Here is a 19,758-nt window from a genome sequence, read left to right as displayed (position 1 = left end):
CGTTGAGACCTGTTATCATCTAGAGACGACACAGGCCTAAACGAACCTTCATGAATTTTCAACGAGATAATAGCAGACTACTTATTTTTTTCAAGCTTCATTAAATATTGACCGTAGCCACTTTTTACAAGTGGAGCAGCAATCGCTTTTAGCTCTTCCGTATTGATGTATCCCATTCGGAAGGCTACTTCTTCTATACATCCGATCTTTAAGCCCTGACGCTCTTCAATCACCTGTACAAATTCACCAGCCTGCATTAGGGAACTGAATGTTCCGGTGTCCAGCCATGCCGTTCCACGGCTAAGAACACCGACTTTCAAGCGGCCCTGCTCCAGATAAACCTTATTAACATCTGTTATTTCATATTCCCCCCTTGTAGACATCGGAATGCTTTTTGCAATTTCTACAACGGTATTGTCATAAAAGTATAAACCTGGAACTGCATAATTGGACTTTGGACTGGCTGGTTTTTCCTCAATCGAAACGGCTACTTTATGCTCATCAAATTCTACTACACCATAACGTTCTGGGTCTGAAACCTGATATGCAAATACAACTCCACCTTGAGGTTCACTCAAATCCTGTAAGAGACGTGAAAGTCCATCACCATAAAAGATGTTATCACCCAGAATCAATGCAACACTGTCATCCCCTATAAATTTTTCACCAATCACAAATGCCTGTGCGAGTCCATTAGGTTCTTCCTGTACCGCATAGCTGAATTTACAGCCGATTCTGGAGCCATCTCCAAGCAGTTTCTCGAATTGAGGAAGATCATGTGGTGTTGAGATGATCAGGACTTCACGAATCCCTGCAAGCATCAGAATAGAAAGCGGGTAATAGATCATCGGCTTATCGTAAACCGGCATCATTTGTTTACTACAAGCTAAAGTTAATGGGTGCAATCTTGTGCCGGAGCCGCCGGCCAGAATAATTCCTTTCATGTCTAAGTTTGTTACGCGTTAATATTTAAAGCTATTATACATTTTTCAAGACTATCTCTCCAGTGTGGAATATCCAGATTGAAGGTCGTTTTAATTTTCTGCTTGTTCATCACGGAGAAAGCCGGACGCATGGCTTTTGTTGGGTACTCCGATGTGGAAATTGGGAGAAGCTTTACGCTCGTGTTGCTCAGTTCAAAAATGGCCTTTGCAAAATCATACCATGATGTCACCCCTTCATTGCTATAATGATAAATTCCATAGCTAGTATTTCCTGAAGCAATGATTTTAAAAATGGCTTCAGCAAGATCAATTGCGTAGGTAGGTGTACCCACTTGATCTGCAATTACTTTAAGTTCATCCCGATCAGCTCCAAGCTTTAGCATGGTTTTAACAAAATTGTTCGCGAATTCAGAATATAACCAGCTGGTGCGAAGTATATAGAATTGACCTGTTACAGCAGCAATGGCCTGCTCACCTTGCAATTTGGTTAGACCATATACGCTAATCGGTGATGCGATATCTTCTTCCTGCAAAAGCTTTGGGATATTACCTTCAAATACGAAGTCTGTAGAAATGTGGATTAAGGTGGAAGCGTAATCTTTGCAAAGTACTGCAAGATTTTTAGCACCCTCGCAGTTAATATCTGTTGCGAGTTTTAATTCATCTTCAGCCTTATCAACTGCTGTGTATGCAGCACAGTTAATCACAAATTCAGGTTTTTCCAGGTCAAACAGCGCTTTCAAACCTTCTTTATTAAGGATATTAGCAGATCCTTCTACTGGAAAGGTAATTTCTGTAATACCTTGTCTCGCTGCTACTGACCTTAAGCAGGTTCCTAATTGTCCTGAAGCACCAAATACTAATATTTTACTCATCTTGTAGAATTTAGTTCAGAGATGAAGGGTAATATTGCATCCTTGTCAGACACCAATAAACTGCTTTCGGGAAGCTGCCAATTTATCTTAAGAGTTGGATCAGCGTAGTGTAAACCACCTTCTGAGGCCTTATTATAATAATTATCACATTTGTAAAAAAACTCAGCTTGTTCAGACAACACAACAAATCCGTGAGCAAACCCTCGTGGGACGAAAAATTGCAACTTATTTTCTTCAGAGAGTCGGACGCTGTAATGCTGTCCATAGGTAGCAGAGCCCGGCCTTAAATCGACTGCTACATCTAACACCTCTCCTTTTAACACACGCACCAGTTTAGCTTGCGCATGTTCCCCTTTCTGGAAATGCAAACCTCTTAAAACGCCCTTTGAAGAAAAGGATTGATTGTCCTGTACAAAGCGCACGTTCAAGCCCGATGCTTCATTAAATTTATGTTCATTAAAGCTTTCCATAAAATAGCCCCGAGAGTCTGTAAAGACAGCAGGTTCTATTATAAAGCAGTCATTCAGAGGTGTTTTGATGATTTCCATTTATAATCTGTTTCTTATATTGTACTTCGTTATAATATTCGTTATTTCCAGAGGTCGTGCTCTACCCACAATTCGTTTTTAGTACTACTCAATTATTTTCGCCTAATCTTGTTCTAATTGCAAAGTTGGCGATCGGCTCAGTTCACAGTAATTTCTAGGAGTCAATAGCGTAGCAAGGATCATGGACAGAAAAATCCTTAACGAAGGTAATTAGTTTTGCAGAATCACCGTCAGCACGATCTAGTTTTTTATCCATGATCTTACGAAGCTATTAGATCAGGGCAATGTTCTTTTATTCATTATGTCCCCTACATCATAGCGCTGTCCTGCTATGCCTCATGAAAGTTTATTAACAAATCAACGTACTAAATGTGAACCAATAAAGCAGGTATCACCAGTAATTAAAACTTGTTTGTTCATTTAGATCGTGTTGTGTTACCTACAATTGATTTAAAATGTTCTAAGTATTGACTTACAATAGTATCCCAACTATAAGTCGCTTTTAATTTAGCGAAGTTGGCCTTTAACATTGCTTGATAAATGTCTTGCATTTTATCCGTTTTCTCTAACATTTTTGCTACATCGTTTGAATCAGTAAAATAAAGACCGTCAATCCCTAGGATATATTTATTAAATGAATTATCGTTGGCGCACACGAGGCTATTAGACGCCATAGCTTCTAATAGGGACGGGTTCGTGCCCCCTACTGTGTGACCATGAAAATATATGTTTGAGAAATACCTGATGCTGTCGAGCTTCCCCATGTCGTAAATGCCGCCAAGGAATCTTATGTTTCTCGATGACCGATATTTTTTCTTCAAGTACTCGCCGTACTTTGTTTCATCTTTCCCTATCACCAAAAACTGGCGATTTGTGTTTGCTAATTGGACCCCATCGAGAATAATCTCAATGCTATTTTCAGGTTCAAGGCGAGCCACCAGTAAATCATACTGTTGTTTCGCAAGACCATATTCATTTAACACTGCCTCCCTAGGATTTTCAAAAACGTCTGCACCGTATGGTATGTAACATGACTGTTTTCCATACTTTTCTCTTATGTAGTCTTGGATTCCCTTTGAGTCGGAGATGAGGTGATCACTATGCTTGACACCCAGTTTTTCTGCCCAAAGCAAAAAACTTCTTACTTTTCCAGAGTACTTTGTGCGTTTCCACTCCAGCCCGTCCATGTTTGTGGTGACGACAACACTTTTTGGCAACAACCATCCCCATACAGAGCTACTTGTATATCCTAATTGCAGAATAATATCCACCTTTCTCTTTCGAAGATCTAGAATACAGTTTAAGTCATAAACAAATTGCCCAACAGTGCCTAGTTTATCTTCCGGATCATAGCAATGCACTAAATTAACACCATTCCAATTTGATTGTTTATATGGGTGATTATGCGAGTTATACACAGTAACATCATGGCCTAATTTGACTAAGCCTAAAGCGAGAAACTCTGCACATTGTTCAAATCCGCCATAATAATTCGGAATCCCTCGTGTACCTAAAATTGCAATTTTCATGAGAGATTAATTTCTAAGATTTATTATAATTACCTACAAATATCTACTGGTCAAAAGTAACAAATAGTTGCTACTTTACGGTAATAATCAGTTCGTAGATACAAATTAGAGAAGATAAATCTCCAAATTATTATTTAGCAGCCCAAGATGCCAAGAATTTTGACATTAATAAACAAGGTTTTCCCTTTTACCATCGTTTTCCTTAACATCATCCACTCAAGCAGAGTACCTATGCACAATGATTGTATAATAAGTACTTGGATGTTAAAATTTTTAAAGTTTAGGGCAACATAAACTCCGTTAAGATCGAAACTTAGTTGATAGCAGTTTTGATTCGCGTAGTTACATTCCAATTGTTTTTCAATTCTTTAAACACAGCGGTCACAAGGATAAAAAAAAATGCATTGCATGGAAAGTAAAATATGGTGTCGAATGATAGATTAAGAAGGAACCAAGTAGTAAGAACTAGTAACATAGCCTTTGCATAGATCTTAAGGGAGGGTCTTTTTTGCACAATAGCACTTGTATAAAAATATGGGATAAAAAATCCAGAAAACAAGAATATGCTTACAAGACCATAGGACACCAAGCCCGTTAAAAAGCTATTATCAAAAACAAGAAAATCTATATTATAATTTGTACTACCCAGTAAAATGTGCAGGTTTTTGATTTGATAAAACCAAGCATCTTGCGTGATGCCAACACCCAACGGGTTGTTAGAAACAATTTCTAATGCTATTGGATAGGAGCTTAGTCGCTGATCAGCAGTAAGAGACACTAATCGTGAAAAGTTTCCTGAATTTTGAAGAGAATTCACCAACCAAGGTAAGGTGAGCAAAGACACGGATAAGAAGACTAGAAAAAAAAATAGCAAACGTTTGTTCTTATAGGCCTTAGCTAATATGAAATACAATACAAAAGTAACTATCGAAACGATAATTCCTGTTCTTGACGCAGTAAGAATAATCAAAGCTAACACCATAAAGAATTTTGCTTTTGACCACTTTTTAAGAATAAAACCCCTTATCAAAAGCATAACCTGGTAGAATGATAAAAACGCTGACAAGACTAATGGATGGCCCATTAGTCCTTTTGCACGTAATTGAAAATCTAGAGTTAAACCACTATAAAGAAGTTTATACGGCGAAACATTCAAAAAGATCTCCAGCAACGTAAATACAAGTGTTAATATGAAGATAAAATCCAAAACCAAAAAGATTTGTCTAAGATTAATCCTGTCCAACATTACTATATAAATCACCCCTACAGTCGAAAAAAGAAATAAAATGATGCTTTTCAGTTCATCGAAAGAGGAATTGATGTAAAAAAACATTACAGAAATCAGTACCAATGGCAATGACGCTTGTATGTACCGACTAAAGTCGAATCTTAAATGTCTACGAACAACAAATTCGTTATAGAAAACTGCGCAAAATACACATATATGCGGTATATAAAAGGCTATACCTGCTTCCCCACCCAAATATGGAAAAACAACACTGTACCCAAAGATTACTAGTGACACACCTGCTTTGTTGTTGTAAATAAAATAAAAAATCAACATCAACAACAGTAGCAGAATAAAATATGACCATTGCAACAGAAAGAACGGCACTATTGAAAAAAGTATTAGCAGAATGATCCCTAACGATCTGAGTTCTTTATTGAATAAAATTTCCAAGAAACTTATCATATAATAAATCATTGAAGTAATGTCGTACGTAATGCACTAAAGGCCACCACTGAAAGTTAGTTAGAATAACTCCCATATCCATAGCCGTAACCATAGCCATAACCGTACCCATAGCCACTCTTTGAATCAATGTCATTCACGATGATGCCCATATTATTGATCTTCCCACTTTGCTTCAATTCTTCGACTATCCGTAAATGATCTTTTTTAGTGTAATCTTGTCTTACTATGTACAAACATAGGTTGGAGTAGTTCCACAATAATTGAGCGTCTGTTATAATCCCGATCGGAGGAGCATCTATCACAACGTAGTCGAACTGCTCTTTCAGAATGTCAATCAAGAACTTAGTCTTTTCACTTATTAACATTTCGGCAGGATTTGGAGGAAGAGGACCAGCGGAAATTAGAGACACATTTGTTATATTTTCGACAGGCTTTATGATATCATTAACCAACGTTGTATCATTTATAATATAGTTTGAAAACCCAATTGGATTATTTATGTTCAATTTTGAGCTTAGTCCAGGCTTGCGTAAATCTAATTCCATTAAGCACACCTTTTTCCCAGAAGCTGCTAAAATTGAAGCAAGATTTATAGCGATAAATGACTTTCCCTCACCAGATACGCTTGATGTCAATAAAATTACCTTCTCCTCGTTGCTCTTAAGATAATATGCTAAGTTTGTCCTTAAGGCTCTAAATTGTTCAGAGACTGCAGATCTCGATTTATTAGCAACAACTAAATTATCTAAGTCTAAGCTACGTCCAATTTCACCAATGATAGCAACTTGAGTAATATTTATGATGTCTGATTTACTTTCAACTTTATCATTGATAAGTTCTTTCACGTACAGTATTCCTAAGGGGATGATACATCCTATTCCAAAAGCAATAACGTATATGTAAAGCTTTTTCGGAGCAAATGGCTTTAAGTCTGCCTGAGGCAAATCTATTGTTTTTGAATTAGCGATGTTTGCTGTTTTTGAAATTGCAGTTTCTTCACTTTTTTGCATCAAAAAAATAAAAAGTTCTTGTTTGATTTGCTGCTGCCTAGCGAGCCTCAAGTAGTTTTTTTCAGTTTCAGGTACATTCTTAATTCTGCTCTCTGATCCTTGTACTTGCATGGAAAGCTTGTTTTTAGTTATTGTTAAACCCTGTAAAGTGCTGACCAAGTTCGAAATGATATCTATACGAGCGTTTACGATTTCTTTATCTAAATTACCTATTATCGGATTGCTTTCTGATAACCCAATAAGCTTTCTTCCTCGTTCTAATACTAGCGAGTTATATTTCTCTATTGCTGAAGTAAATACTAGATCAGGTGTAACGATTGCACTAGGTATAACTCGATGGGCACCTTCAGTACTCCTTAACGACTCCAATAAGCTATTTACAATAGAAATTTGGGTCTCCACTTTGGCTAGATCATTTACATATTGACCGGTCGATGTTACGAGAAGTTTAGCTTGTTCAGACATATCAGCCAATTTGTTAGCTTCCTTAAAACCTTGAATTTGTCCTTCGGCTTGTCCTAACTCTGACCCTATGATCAAGAGGCGTCTATTTATAAAGGCAATTGTACTATCTGCCACTTCGTTCTTATCACGCAAGTTCTCCTGTACGTAGTTATATATTAACGTTCTCAGTATCTCCTCACCTTTTTCAGGAACTGGATAATTTAAATTTAAGTCTATGATGGTTATTTGCTTGTTTGCTATACCTACCGTTAAATTGTCACGTAAATTGGAGACCTTGCTTCTAAATGATTGAACTATCACCTTGAATTGCTCGTCAGCCATGACATTATGGTCTAGAATCTCAAATTCAAACTCACCGAGATTTTTAAGATGAATCGGTTTTCTAAGATTAACGACTGTATCAATCTCGTCCGATTGTACATGAACTTTGTTCGTACCCCGTTGAGAAATCTCTAATTCAATGTTGTCGATAGAGTTTTCAATTTTGTTCATTCTGACCATGAAAGGAGCCTTGTGAAGCTCCTGATCAAAACCGAACTCTCTTTGCAAATAGTATGTTACATTAAGCTGTAGGTCTTGTACAACTTTATCCACCAAGTATCGCGTTTGCAGAATTTCAACCTCATTATCAACAGAACTTTTTGTACCAAGCAATCCGCCTAGGTCGGTTAACATCTCGTTGGCAGCAGCCATACCGCCTCCTTTTTCTTTATCATTTACTAGTATTCGAGCGGATATTCTGTACATCGGGGTAGCATATCTACTATAAATAAACCCAATAGCTAAGCAGAATACTATAGAAGTTAAAAACCACGGCCAAACGGGAAGGTATTTGTGAAAAAGTTGACGGTAGTCTATACTGGATTGATCATGCACATCTAACCCATTTCCAATTTCATTTATTTTATGCATTTAGTTTTTTATTAAAGGCGGGAAATTAGAGTAATTAATACTGTTAAGGCTGTACCGATCAAAGCTATCGTCTGAGTACGTGCAACATTTAACGACGCTGCCTTTCCTTTATTAGGCTCAACATAAATTACATCATTTTGTCGCAAGTAGAAATATGGACTCTCAAAAAGTTTAGTAGAGTTTAAATCTAATCTTACTAATGACCTTTCTTTATTGTCGTTCTCTCGAATTAGTAGGACATTCTCACGCCTCCCATAAATGGTTAAATCACCAGCTAAGCCCAGAGCATCTAAAATAGAGAGCTTTTCATTCGGTACAGTGTAAGTAGCCGGTCGAGTAACTTCCCCTAAAACTGTTATCTTGAAATTCGAATACCTAACCTGAACCGTTGGATTATTGTAACTTTTTGCAGCAATGTCTTGTATTAAATCTCTTGCTTGAAAAGTAGTAAGGCCTAGAAGTCTTACTCTACCAACCACGGAAATTTGTATTTCGCCATTCTTATCTACTAAAAATCCTGTCGGAGTAGGACTCGCAGCTATAGAACTCATAGCGATGGCTGTCGGCGCAGATTGAGTACTAAGCTGATTTACGACCATGGAAGTATTAGGGTCAATAGTGTAAATTGATATTGATAAGATATCATCCGGCTTAATTGTAGGCTCTTGGAAAAGAGCTTTCACTGGTAGATTTACAATCCCAGAATCAAGTACATCCTGAAAATATGGTACATTCTTGGTACTGGTACAAGCACAAAGCGACGTACAAAGACAAAATATTATGAAAAAAAACTTTGGAATTGGGAGATTGAGAGTCATAGATTGTAATTTGCTCGTGTTTATTCTAAATGTCAAAGTTAACATATAAAACCTTAGCTCACTGCCATAAAAAGTTTTTTATCGCTCCCTCTTCCCACCCCTGTCAACGGAAATGTTCTGTTTGTGTTTAGGAATTGAACTTTGACCGACTTGTAGGGTGTTAATATTACTAATGATCTGAACGCACTCTCCCTTCAAGAGCATACGGCACATTATCAATAAGTTTTAAGAAAAGGTGAATCTAACCCTTACTTAACCTTTTATATAGTATTCCGCTGATGTTATCCCAGCTATAGATGGCTAAAACTTTCTCTCTAATCTGCTCAAATGGATATTCGTTATCTTTCATGATCTCACGTAATTTATTCTCCAGTTCCCCTTTGATATTTGGGTCAAAGCGATGCTTAAAAAAAGTGTAATCCGCCATAGCCGTTGTGCTTGAGCATAGAACTTTGCAGTTATAAATTGCAGCTTCAATAGGAGGAATCCCAAAGCCTTCAGCAAGTGATGGATATACAAAATACTCTGCCTTGATGTACAAAGTATTAAGTTCGTCAAAGGTTAGATTTTCTAAAAAAATGATGTGGCTACTCAGGTGTTCCGGAATCTGCTGCTGTAGTTTATTGAACGCCGCCTGCTCAATGGGTGCATTTTTTGAGCCCACGAAGGTGAGCTTATATCCTTGTTGATACAATTTTAAGGCTAAAAAGGCATTTAAAAGATCTATGTGATTTTTACGGTATTCATATCTACTCACATAGAGTATATTCTTTGTTTTAAGTGTGGTTGTGTTATGCACGCCTGAGGTGTTCACTGACACACCGTTTGGCGTAACTAGCAACTCATCAAGTGGGATGTGGAACTTTTGGCTGATATGTTCTTTGGAATAATTTGATACCGTTAGTAGGATATCGCTCTTGGCGGCAGAAATCCGAAATAAGGTCCCATTTATTAATCTGTAAGTTAGAGAGAAATATTGAGGGTACTCTAAAAACAATACATCATGAATGGTATTGATATACATACAAGATTTAACAAATGGAACTATATACTGAAAGTGAGCGTAATTATATCCACCTTCCTTAATGATCCTTGGCAATTCAAACGCTAACCTGTACACTTTAGATTTTGAGTTTAATTTGATAAACTTGAAAGCCGGATTAGAAAAGAATCTTTGAACACCTTCTATGTCGTGTGCGCATATCGTTATTTCCAAATCGTTGTATTTTACTAATGAATTATATAGGCCACTTATATAAGTGGTTGTTCCTTGATACGAATAATCAAAAACGTGGGCATCAACCAAAATCTTAACTTTCTTCACAATTGAAATTTAGAAACTATCACTAAGATTGACCTACAAACCGAAGTCGACCCTTCAAACCATCATAAGCCCCATTATATATTGCCTTTATGGACTTGAAATCCAAAACAAGTAGCAACTTCAAAGTCAAATATGCGACCCACCTAAGAGAGAAAACAAAATAAAACAAAATTAAAGAAAGACCGGAGAGGTGTTTTCGTTGCAACAAGACTATTCCTCTCGCAGCTAAATAAAACGCTAACCACTTACCTTTGTTAGATTTGAATGAATGACTCACTTTATGGAAAATGATCGCCTTTGGTTCATAATAAATCTTATGATTTGAGTCTAAGATCCTTAGACTATAATCTGCGTCCTCAGAGTTAGCGAAGAATTGATTATCTAAAAAGCCGAGTTGATTAATAGCATCAATAGATATTAATGCACAGCAACCATTCATAAATTTTGTTTCACAAGGAATCGAATATTTAGGGGAATCTCTTCTATTCAATCCATAATGTGTCACTACTCCACTTATCCTTGACACTCTTCCACCAGCAAACCAAATTAAACTCGGGTCGTCATAGTAGTAGATCTTAGGAACAACTGCATAACATTCTGGCACGTTAACTATAGTAGCCATCATCATAGTTAAAAAGTCTGGTTCTACTATGGTATCATTGTTTAACATTAAAACAAACTTTGAGTTGTATTTATTGGAAGCGTACCTAAGTCCCGCTATATTACCACCTGTAAACCCTTGATTGTGAATAAGGGGTAAAACATCTATGTTTGGTGATTTTAACGCAATGCTGTTCAAAGAGTTATCAACTGAACCATTGTCTACAATAATAATCTTGTAATTTCGGTATGAAAGTTTCAATAGCGAATCAATACATTCATTCGTTACATCAGCACCGTTCCAGTTTAAGATAATGATCACTACTAAGTCGTCCATTTGCCGTCGAAAGTTATTTGTTTAGTATTAATTTGAATGTATGTATTGATCAAGAATAAGACCCCACTTAGATGAGATCACATGGACCTGATATCTACTAGCCGATCTAATTGCATTCTGCTTAAGTGTCAGAAGGGTTTCATCATTAACTTCCAACAACTCCTTTAAAAGCTTAAATAATTCTGCTTGTAAGTTCCCATCTGAACATATAAAGCCATCAAGATGATTCTTAATAATTTCAGAAGGTCCAACATGGTCTGATGTGATTGGTATCACTCCACAAGCCATTGCTTCAATTATAGATATCCCAAATAATTCCTCCCAAGCTATATTAGCTAACCTGACTGATGGCAATATCAGGAAGTCGCTGCTTCTAAGAATATCAGCGACCCGAAAGTTTTCTAACTGCCCTAAATATGCTAAATTGTTCATTGTAGAACATGCTTCTATAACAGAGTCTATAAGTTTGCCAGCACCGATGATGTTAAAATTAAAAGCTGGAAACCTCGCAGCGAGTTCCAAAAAGATTTCGATACCTTTTGACTTTTCTAAACGACCAATGAATAAAAAGTTTAAAGGCTTGTGTACTTCAAGTTCTGCAGGATAAAACACTTTCGGATCAATGGAATGATTGATTATTGAGATCTCATTTTGGATAACATAATTTTTTTTGATCTGGTTTGAAGCAGTTTTTGAAACACAAAAAACACCTCTTGATTTTACCTCGAAGAATAATCTCCATTGTTCTATCACACTCTTTGTAAAGGACTCAGAAAAAGCAAGATATCTATGAGGGTAGTTGTCACCATCCCAGTATGGCCAAGAAGTATGTAAAAACACATTATTTCGATTAGACAGGAAATTGAAGAAAATAATTCTCCAGTCTAAAGGCGCGATACCAACGATTAAAATTTGATTTTTGAAAAATACTGTTTTGAATAGAAAAAGAATGTTCCGGAACGCCTTAACGAACCTGTTGAAGTTTCGATTCTTTAATGCTGATAAAATCTGCCACAAAGGACTAAATTCGTAAAATTGCAGGGCAATGTTTCTATTGCGGCAGTACTCCGCCAGACCATCGTAGTGCCTATTTGCCCCTTTCTCATGAACAACATAAATAATCTTTAACATTCTACTAACTCAATTTTCAGAAATGTGGATTGCCTTAATCTTGTACTTCTCTTCGATTGACTGATGAGTTGAAATGAACCGATGATTTTTAACAAAGTAGAGATATATAATAATCCTACTTTAAAATTAAGAAAGATTACCTCCTTGCTAAATTGTAACATAGCATATAAAAAAACTTTTATAAAGCTTAAAAATTTCAAGTCTCCTGGTTTTTTTACTAGTGCAAGAAGGTTAACATAAATTCCATTTTCAAACTTTGCGCTAAGCTTATCAACATCTGAAGACAAAATCTGCTGTCTATCATGGCAAACAACTATATCGTCAGCGACAATAATCTTAAGACCATGATACTTAACTCTGTTACAATAATCAAAATCTTCGCCATAGTGTGGAAATTGCGGATCAAAGCCACCAACAACCAATAGAGTCTCTTTAGGTAAAAACCAGGCAGCAGCATTGACAAAACCCACCTCTGATGCATGAACCTTTTCGTTGTTAAGATACAAGTCGTTTAAAGGTCTGCTTTGATTTAGATAGTTCTTAAATCCTACATCTATCTGGGTTCCATCTCCATTTAACTGTATTGGACTTAAAATGCCAACACCTTCAATGGCTATGCTTAACGCAACTAGCTGCCCCAAAGTATCGCTCTGGATGTAAGCATCTTGATTCAATAAGAACACTGCATCAGTACCTTGACATAACGCCATCTCAATACCTAAATTATTCGCCTTTCCAAAGCCTAAATTACTTTCAAGAGATACCAACTGAAAAGTTGAAAATTCTTCACGTATAAATTCCTTAGTACCATCCGAAGAATTATTATCAATGATTATGACTTCAGGTATGTACTCCGACTTCAAAATGCTCCCCAAGGCAAACGGTAGCCACTTCATTCCATTAAAGGTCACAATTACAATATGTATTTTCAAACGTTATCCAATTTAAAGTTGTTTATTGATTGATTTTTCAGTTATTCTTTGATGTGACAGTTTATGCCACTTATAGACTTATTTAATTCTCACTAATAATTACTGTGCTATATACTAGAAAACAATAGTGTATAGCTAGTATGCAACATCAAAATGCTTTATCTATAAATCCTAGTTCTAAAATTAAGGATTATAATATGAACAAAAGAGTTAACTGACTTCAGACACGCAGATTATTGATGAACCATTCTACCTGGCTATCAAACTAAAAAGGTATGCCAAATTTAAAATGATAATGCCTTCTATTTAAATCCGAGTTATAGATTTTTCAGTAAGTATTTTCAAACTGAATTCATTAAATACAGTATCAGCATATGTTTATAAAAGTCTATACATAAGATTTGGAACGATTTCGAACCATCTATCTACAAAATTAAAGAGATCTGAAAACCTAATTGTTGGTTGACATCTTTTAAAATTCATTTTCTTCTTAGGGTTCCTAACAGTTCTAACATAGATGGCACTGAAAATCTACGGAAATCTATTGGATCTATTCCTCTAATTCTTAGAGCGATATACATCACAACAGCAATATAAGATTCGACCAACAACCAGTTCCAAGCAGTCCCAATAAATCCAAAATTAGTAATCATCACGTAATTCAATGCTAGACCAAACACTGACCCACCTGCTGAAATCATAAAATATAATCTATCTAACTTCAAGTTTAACATAATTTGCATACCAAACATATTACTTAGGGCAACAATCATTGGCACGATAGCTAGGATCTTTATCACAGGTATCGCTGAAGTAAATTTCGCACCGTAAAACCATACAACTACTGAAGGTCCCATAAAAAAAATGATAATTGCTGTTAACAAAGTAAATATAATTACAACAGGCAAAATCTTCTGTATAGTTTCAATTCCATGTTCGATGCTTTTGACAAATGCTAGCCCAATAAATGGATAAAATGCCTGTGACAATGGCATATTGATAACGCCTATTACTACTGACATCAATCTTTGGGATGCAGTATAAAACCCTACTTGCGTAGGGGTTTCAAGCAGACCTAACATAACTGTATTTGTCGTTGTATAAAGATTTATAGCAAGTAAAGAAAAAAAAACAACCTTCTCCTGATGCAATATTCTAAAAACATCTTTGATCTTTACAGCTATGAATTTTAGTTCGTATCTATAGAATGCCCAAATAAAACAAAAAAGCGAAATACTAATATGCATCATACCGGTAAATAAAGGATGTAGAACATAATCATCCTCCTCTTTGATATTCATAATTATCATAATTGTAAATAATACCTTAAATAGGAAATTGATCCAGGCAATCTTAGGAAGATCATGCATAGCCTGAAACAACCAATTCTGAGAAAAGAAAGTTCCGATGCAGATGAGGAATGTATACGCAGCAACCTCTTTATCTTTTGCAAGAGGGGGAAGGAAGTAAATACAAATCACGTACGCTACTAAAGAAACCACTAGCAAAAGAAATTGAGACCAAAGGACCTCATTGAAAATTGTTATTCTTAAACGAATGTTCTTAGGCTCTTTTGATAATCTTCGAGTTGCTGTTAGGTCAAATCCAAAACCAATTAGAATATTGAAGTAGGCAATGAAAGCAACCGCATAGTTAATCACACCTAGTTTTTCCGGACCGATTATGCGAGATATGATTGGAATAGATATTAGTGGTAAAACATAATTGGCGATCTGAACGACACCAAGCGAAGCAATGCTCTTAAATAACCCTTTACTACTTGTCATCTAGATCAATTATAAGGTTAAAGTTAAACCTTAGTAGCTTAGAGAAACGAAGTAAATTGACTAAAAATCTTTTCATATACAGGGACATGATTACAAATATACGCTTAGAAATAGAACTTTTTAGGAATTTAAACATACTTGTCAGAAAGTAATGACAACTAGAGATTAAACCTACAGCCTTATATAACAGTTTTTAGACTAATTATGAGAGCATTTAACAAACTGTGTCAGTAACATGAACGTAGTGTAGCAATATGCCTATATTATAACACTCCCCATTTTCGAGACCAAAAGTCTTTTAAGTTAAGTTAATATTTGAGTATTGATATTCATGTTTTATGTGGCTTTTTGGGTCACAGAAAGGGTGTTTCATGAACAGTGTCAATAGTGTAACTTTAAACTATCGACATGAACATGGCAACACAAGAAGATTTTGATTTCGAAAGCTTCAAAAAGGAAGCTATAGCTGGCTTATATGCCGGCAAGAAAATGACTGGCACAGATGGGGTATTAGTCCCGATGATGAAACACTTTCTGGAATCGATGATAAAAGGCGAGCTTGAGCATCACATCTCAGAGAGTAAACTAGATGGTCAGCCCAATCGCAAAAACGGCAAAAGTAAAAAGACAGTGCGTAGCTTAAGTTCCGGGGAGTTTGAACTGAAAACCGGCCGTGATCGGCTCAGTACTTTTGAGCCTAAGGTTGTTCCCAAACGCCAACTGATCATTACAGAAGAACTGGAAGGCAATATCCTCTCCGTATATGCCATGGGCATAAGCACGCGTGCTATGCGTGATTATATCCAGGAAATGTACGCCATGGATATTTCTGCAGCTGAGATCTCCCGAATTCCCGACAGTGTGCTTCCAGCGGTGCAGGAATGGCGCAATCGTCCGTTAGAAGCGGTTTACCCCTTTGTATTCCTGAATTGTATGTTTTTCAAGGTCAGGGTAAATGGCGAAGTTGAAACGCGTGCGATCTACAATATCCTGGGCGTAGACATTGAAGGCAAAAAAGATGTTTTAGGGCTGTATACAGCTGAAAATAAAGGCGCAAAATTCTGGCTTTCGGTGTTAACTGATCTAAAAACCCGAGGCGTCGAAGATATTCTAATCGCTTGCATTGATGGGCTTAAAGGCTTCCCTTAAGCAGTTGAAGCTATCTTTCCAAAGACCAGGGTGCAGCTTTGCATTGTTCACCAGATCCGCTCTTCCATGCGTTATGTTCCTGAGAAAGATAAAAAAGCGGTGATGGCCGACATGAAGCCTATCTACCGGGCAAATAATGAGCAGCAGGGTTATGAAAGGTTGCTGGAGTTTGAAGAAAAATGGGGTAAGAAATATCCGCTGAGTTGCAAATCCTGGTTGGATAACTGGGTGAACCTTTCTGCAATCTTTGAATACGACGCAGGGATCCGCAAGATTATTTACACCACCAATCCGATTGAGGGTGTCCACCGGCAAATCCGTAAAATAACAAAGACCAAAGGTGCGTTTTCGTCCGAACAGGCGCTGATGAAGCTCATGTATCTGGTCATTAAAAACATCAGTAAAAAATGGACAATGCCAATTCATAATTGGGGACTGGCATTCTCCGGGTTATATATTAATGATGAAAAGGGGAAAGCCCTTTAACAAAGGCAGAATAACAGTTAAATTAGGTAATCAGAACTCATCAAAGACCGCCTTCCAAAAATGATACAAAGAAGTTCGAATATTAATCTGGTTGGGTAGGAGAAGTTCCTTGTCATAGGAGCGCCTGCAACAATAAATGGTGAAATTAAATCCCGTATAGAAAGATAAAAGTTAAAAGCTCCACCTGTTGAGATCTGTTTTAAAAATGGAACAGTTATGAAAAAAATCGATGATTACGAAAAAATGGCTGTCGTAAATCCCGGTGCAGCAGGAATTGACGTTGGCAGCAGATCTCACTTTGTTTGCATTAATCAGGCTGAAGGTGGTGTTCGTGAATTTGGTTGTTACACGAATGATTTGCAGGAATTGTGTGACTGGTTAATAAATAATCAGGTTAAAACAGTGGCTTTGGAAAGTACAGGTAGTTATTTCAGGCCTTTGCTGGTATTACTTCAAGCCAATGGATTAAATCCACTTTTGGTAAATGGCAAGTATACTAAAAATGTGAAAGGCAAAAAGACTGACATGATGGATTGTCAATGGATACAGAAACTACATAGTTTAGGTATGCTTGAGGGCAGTTTTATTCCAGATCTATTTACAGAGACATTGCGGCAGTACTGTCGTCATCGAAGTTCTCTGGTCGCCGATGCCTCAGGTTATATCAATAAGATGCAGAAAGCCTTACGTATGACTAATATCCGTCTAGATTCTGCCTTAGCTGATATCGTTGGTACATCTGGGACCGTGATTATTGAAGCAATTCTAAAAGGAGAAAGAGATCCTCAAAAACTGGCCTCTCTAACAAGTGGCCGGGTTAAAAAGAGTAAAGAGGAAATCGCTTTGGCTTTAACCGGGGATTGGCGGGAGGAATATTTATTTGAGCTCAAACAGAGTTACGAGCTTTACCTGTATCTCCAACAAAAGATTCAGGAATGTGATCAGGAGATCGGGCAACTGCTTGATAAAAAGATCGAAGAAAATGAAAAGCCGAATGGAGAGGCAAGGCTAATATACCATGGGCGTAAAAGAAGAGCGTACCAGAAGAACGAAATTAAAATTTATATAGTTACATTAAGCTATCAGCTCAGTGCAGGTGTAGATCTTTCTGAAATAGAAGGGATCGGAAATGGAACTCTGTTAGCGTTGCTTTCTGAAGTAGGTACAGATATGAGTGCGTTTCCTACTGCAAAACATTTTGCGAGTTGGCTTCATCTTTCTCCAAATAATAAGAAAACCGGAGGTAAGGTGTTCGCCAGACGAACCCAAAAAGGTAAAAATAAATTAGCTGATGCGCTCAGGCACGCGGCCAATGCGATAGGCAATAAAAAAGATGGCAGCCTTAACCAATTCTTTAAGCGGATAGCAATAAAGAAAGGTAGGGTTTCTGCCATTACAGCTACAGCCAGAAAAATAGCGGTAATCATATATAATATGCTTACTAAGAAGGAAGCTTATAGACCAATAGACCAAACATTATATCAGCATAAAATCAGGGCAGGCCAAATCAGAAGTCTGCAAAACAAAATAAATAGGTTGAAAGTAATACCAGAAGAAATCAGCTTCTTAACTTTTTAGAGACTAAGTGTTTAATGTTTGTTATATAGAAAATTTGGTGACAGAACACTTAAGGAAAACAGAGGCTTCTGAGAGGCGTTAATTTAAATGAAACAGTTTGCGTTACACTCCCGTCACAGATTCTTTGTACCGGTTGTTGGGTGATTGTTTTGTGGTATGGTGGGTTTTGGTGTGATAGTAATTGATTTACTCGGCTACCCTTTCCAGCAGATCTGTCCCGTTATTGCAGGGGTTTAGGTAAATGTAATCGTACTTGATGGACTTCCAGAACCGTTCGATCCAGATGTTATCTGTTGCTCTTCCTTTGCCGTCCATAGATATCAAGATCTGCTGTTTATCCAAGAACTGGGTCCATACCCGCACCGGGGTACTGCGATCCTAGGTCGGAGTTTACAATGCCGGGTTTTTCATGTCTTTTAATCGCACCTTCCAGTACCTGTTTGCACCATCTCGCTTCAAGACTACCAGCTTATTCTCCAACCTATGATTTTTCGGCTATACACATCTATAATGGCCGTCAGATACATAAAGCCTCTTACCATAGGAATGTAGGTGATATCAGTACACCATACCTGATTGGCATGTGTGATCTGCAGTCCTCGAAGAAGATACAGCTTGATGAACTCACGTAACCCTGCTTTGGTCAGATTTTTTCGGTGATAAATGGTCTCCCTGCCCATGAGCTTAAACAACCTCCGGATCCGTTTGGAGCCAAAGGGATACCCACGTTCTTTCAAATAATAAACCATACAGACTACACCCTCGGTAGGATGCCTGATCAGATGCTTGTCCATCAGGGTCATCATCTTTACATTATCTAGCTTTTCTTCTACGGGGCGGTAGTACAAACTACTTCTGCTGACTGTGAGTAGATCACATTGCCTGCGGACAGATGAATGCCGCAAGCCGGGACGGATATATTCCGTATGCTGCCTCATTACCCCATTTTGGCTGAGACTTTTATTAAATAGTCATTCTCCACTTTCAGCTCCCCCGATCTGCGCGTAAAGCTTTTCCGTATCGACTGTTTCACTCTCATCAGAGGCAGATCCTGTACGATCAAAAATACCAGGCAGCTTATCTAAAAGCTCCAACTTCCACTTGGAAATAACGATTGGACTGACATCGAACTTCTTGCCTAATACGGCTAAAGTTTCCTGATTCTTAATGGCTTCCAAAGCCACTTTGGCTTTAAATGCAGACGTGAATTTACCCCGGGTTTACTTGCTCATCTCTGTAGTTAAGTTAAGGATTTTTCAACTAAACAAATGGTCCGGATTTAGGGGAGTATTATATAACACCTTTTTCTCTGTGGTAATCAAATACGTCTATTCTTATGAGCACTACGTGATCATCATTACAGATTTTTTGTCCTTTTTTATTAAACTAAAACATTAAAATAGGCGTAACTTTACACCCATTCACATTATTATACATGATCTACCAGAATGATTACACACCTACTATAATAATTTAAAATGCACCTGAAACAAAAAAATAGAGTGAGCTCCGATGTTCAATCAACTAAGGTCATTAAAACTTGTCCAAGTTGCAAAAACAATGAATTTGATAGGATTGAACGCAATTTCCTCCTTAAGATGTTTGTACCTTGGCTAGCAATCAAGCATTATGTTTGC

General features: G+C 37.2%; 16 protein-coding genes and 1 pseudogene. 2 read left to right on the top strand and 15 right to left on the bottom strand.

Annotated elements, in window-relative coordinates:
* Positions 1 to 77: 77 nt before the first annotated feature.
* The 12 genes from rfbA to IEW69_RS09315 all read right to left on the bottom strand — a co-directional run bounded on the left by rfbA (position 78) and on the right by IEW69_RS09315 (position 14,908).
* Positions 78 to 944: a glucose-1-phosphate thymidylyltransferase RfbA gene (rfbA, locus tag IEW69_RS09370; protein WP_188626580.1), complete on the bottom strand. Its 867-nt coding sequence runs from the start codon at positions 942 to 944 to the stop codon at positions 78 to 80.
* A gap of 11 nt (positions 945 to 955) precedes the next feature.
* A complete protein-coding gene (gene rfbD, locus IEW69_RS09365; RefSeq protein WP_188626579.1) occupies positions 956 to 1,819 on the bottom strand; it encodes a dTDP-4-dehydrorhamnose reductase in 864 nt (287 codons plus the stop codon).
* Positions 1,816 to 2,367, bottom strand: a complete 552-nt coding sequence (gene rfbC, locus IEW69_RS09360; protein ID WP_188626578.1) for a dTDP-4-dehydrorhamnose 3,5-epimerase — start codon at positions 2,365 to 2,367, stop codon at positions 1,816 to 1,818. The genes rfbD and rfbC overlap by 4 nt, the downstream gene beginning before the upstream one ends.
* 416 nt (positions 2,368 to 2,783) lie before the next feature.
* Positions 2,784 to 3,896 carry a DUF1972 domain-containing protein gene (locus IEW69_RS09355; RefSeq protein ID WP_188626577.1) on the bottom strand — a complete coding sequence of 371 codons (1,113 nt, stop codon included), beginning with the start codon at positions 3,894 to 3,896 and terminating at the stop codon, positions 2,784 to 2,786.
* 313 nt (positions 3,897 to 4,209) lie between these two features.
* The gene (locus tag IEW69_RS09350) at positions 4,210 to 5,103 is read right to left on the bottom strand and encodes an O-antigen ligase family protein (protein ID WP_188626576.1); all 894 of its coding nucleotides are present in this window, start codon (positions 5,101 to 5,103) and stop codon (positions 4,210 to 4,212) included.
* Positions 5,104 to 5,645: 542 nt separating this feature from the next.
* Positions 5,646 to 7,979, bottom strand: a complete 2,334-nt coding sequence (locus IEW69_RS09345) for a GumC family protein (protein WP_188626575.1) — start codon at positions 7,977 to 7,979, stop codon at positions 5,646 to 5,648.
* Positions 7,980 to 7,990: 11 nt separating this feature from the next.
* Positions 7,991 to 8,797, bottom strand: a complete 807-nt coding sequence (locus IEW69_RS09340) for a polysaccharide biosynthesis/export family protein (protein ID WP_188626574.1) — start codon at positions 8,795 to 8,797, stop codon at positions 7,991 to 7,993.
* Positions 8,798 to 9,038: 241 nt separating this feature from the next.
* Positions 9,039 to 10,121: a glycosyltransferase family 4 protein gene (locus IEW69_RS09335; RefSeq protein ID WP_229663576.1), complete on the bottom strand. Its 1,083-nt coding sequence runs from the start codon at positions 10,119 to 10,121 to the stop codon at positions 9,039 to 9,041.
* 22 nt (positions 10,122 to 10,143) lie between these two features.
* The gene (locus tag IEW69_RS09330) at positions 10,144 to 11,058 is read right to left on the bottom strand and encodes a glycosyltransferase family 2 protein (RefSeq protein WP_188626573.1); all 915 of its coding nucleotides are present in this window, start codon (positions 11,056 to 11,058) and stop codon (positions 10,144 to 10,146) included.
* A gap of 27 nt (positions 11,059 to 11,085) precedes the next feature.
* The gene (locus IEW69_RS09325; protein WP_188626572.1) at positions 11,086 to 12,189 is read right to left on the bottom strand and encodes a glycosyltransferase; all 1,104 of its coding nucleotides are present in this window, start codon (positions 12,187 to 12,189) and stop codon (positions 11,086 to 11,088) included.
* The gene (locus IEW69_RS09320) at positions 12,183 to 13,121 is read right to left on the bottom strand and encodes a glycosyltransferase family 2 protein (protein ID WP_188626571.1); all 939 of its coding nucleotides are present in this window, start codon (positions 13,119 to 13,121) and stop codon (positions 12,183 to 12,185) included. Before IEW69_RS09320 ends, IEW69_RS09325 begins: the two co-directional genes overlap by 7 nt.
* A gap of 479 nt (positions 13,122 to 13,600) precedes the next feature.
* A complete protein-coding gene (locus IEW69_RS09315; RefSeq protein ID WP_188626570.1) occupies positions 13,601 to 14,908 on the bottom strand; it encodes an oligosaccharide flippase family protein in 1,308 nt (435 codons plus the stop codon).
* Between the two features lie 414 nt (positions 14,909 to 15,322).
* Here IEW69_RS09315 and IEW69_RS09310 point away from each other — a divergent pair.
* A pseudogene (locus IEW69_RS09310) lies at positions 15,323 to 16,543 on the top strand (IS256 family transposase).
* 216 nt (positions 16,544 to 16,759) lie between these two features.
* Positions 16,760 to 18,121: an IS110 family RNA-guided transposase gene (locus tag IEW69_RS09305; protein WP_188626569.1), complete on the top strand. Its 1,362-nt coding sequence runs from the start codon at positions 16,760 to 16,762 to the stop codon at positions 18,119 to 18,121.
* Between the two features lie 186 nt (positions 18,122 to 18,307).
* On the opposite strand, the gene IEW69_RS17000 is transcribed toward IEW69_RS09305, so the two are convergent.
* The 3 genes from IEW69_RS17000 to IEW69_RS09295 all read right to left on the bottom strand — a co-directional run bounded on the left by IEW69_RS17000 (position 18,308) and on the right by IEW69_RS09295 (position 19,299).
* Positions 18,308 to 18,436 carry a hypothetical protein gene (locus IEW69_RS17000; protein WP_262890764.1) on the bottom strand — a complete coding sequence of 43 codons (129 nt, stop codon included), beginning with the start codon at positions 18,434 to 18,436 and terminating at the stop codon, positions 18,308 to 18,310.
* Between the two features lie 146 nt (positions 18,437 to 18,582).
* Positions 18,583 to 19,059, bottom strand: coding sequence for a DDE-type integrase/transposase/recombinase (locus tag IEW69_RS09300; protein ID WP_188626568.1), 477 nt, complete (start codon positions 19,057 to 19,059; stop codon positions 18,583 to 18,585).
* A 33-nt stretch (positions 19,060 to 19,092) separates the two neighbouring features.
* Positions 19,093 to 19,299: a hypothetical protein gene (locus IEW69_RS09295; RefSeq protein ID WP_188626567.1), complete on the bottom strand. Its 207-nt coding sequence runs from the start codon at positions 19,297 to 19,299 to the stop codon at positions 19,093 to 19,095.
* Positions 19,300 to 19,758 lie beyond the last annotated feature (459 nt).

It is taken from the genome of Pedobacter quisquiliarum (assembly GCF_014642175.1).
Lineage (GTDB): Bacteria > Bacteroidota > Bacteroidia > Sphingobacteriales > Sphingobacteriaceae > Pedobacter > Pedobacter quisquiliarum.
The sequence above is the reverse complement of the archived record's forward strand: the minus strand, read 5'-3'. Positions and strand labels throughout refer to the sequence as shown.

Excerpts from the sequence above, each read along its gene's own strand:
- IEW69_RS17000 (WP_262890764.1), bottom strand. The coding sequence starts at position 18,436 with ATGGACGGCAAAGGAAGAGCAACAGATAACATCTGGATCGAACGGTTC.
- IEW69_RS09355 (WP_188626577.1), bottom strand. The coding sequence starts at position 3,896 with ATGAAAATTGCAATTTTAGGTACACGAGGGATTCCGAATTATTATGGC.
- IEW69_RS09305 (WP_188626569.1), top strand. The coding sequence starts at position 16,760 with ATGAAAAAAATCGATGATTACGAAAAAATGGCTGTCGTAAATCCCGGT.
- IEW69_RS09340 (WP_188626574.1), bottom strand. The coding sequence starts at position 8,797 with ATGACTCTCAATCTCCCAATTCCAAAGTTTTTTTTCATAATATTTTGT.
- rfbC (WP_188626578.1), bottom strand. The coding sequence starts at position 2,367 with ATGGAAATCATCAAAACACCTCTGAATGACTGCTTTATAATAGAACCT.
- IEW69_RS09300 (WP_188626568.1), bottom strand. The coding sequence starts at position 19,059 with ATGAGGCAGCATACGGAATATATCCGTCCCGGCTTGCGGCATTCATCT.
- IEW69_RS09315 (WP_188626570.1), bottom strand. The coding sequence starts at position 14,908 with ATGACAAGTAGTAAAGGGTTATTTAAGAGCATTGCTTCGCTTGGTGTC.
- rfbA (WP_188626580.1), bottom strand. The coding sequence starts at position 944 with ATGAAAGGAATTATTCTGGCCGGCGGCTCCGGCACAAGATTGCACCCA.
- IEW69_RS09330 (WP_188626573.1), bottom strand. The coding sequence starts at position 11,058 with ATGGACGACTTAGTAGTGATCATTATCTTAAACTGGAACGGTGCTGAT.
- rfbD (WP_188626579.1), bottom strand. The coding sequence starts at position 1,819 with ATGAGTAAAATATTAGTATTTGGTGCTTCAGGACAATTAGGAACCTGC.
- IEW69_RS09345 (WP_188626575.1), bottom strand. The coding sequence starts at position 7,979 with ATGCATAAAATAAATGAAATTGGAAATGGGTTAGATGTGCATGATCAA.
- IEW69_RS09325 (WP_188626572.1), bottom strand. The coding sequence starts at position 12,189 with ATGTTAAAGATTATTTATGTTGTTCATGAGAAAGGGGCAAATAGGCAC.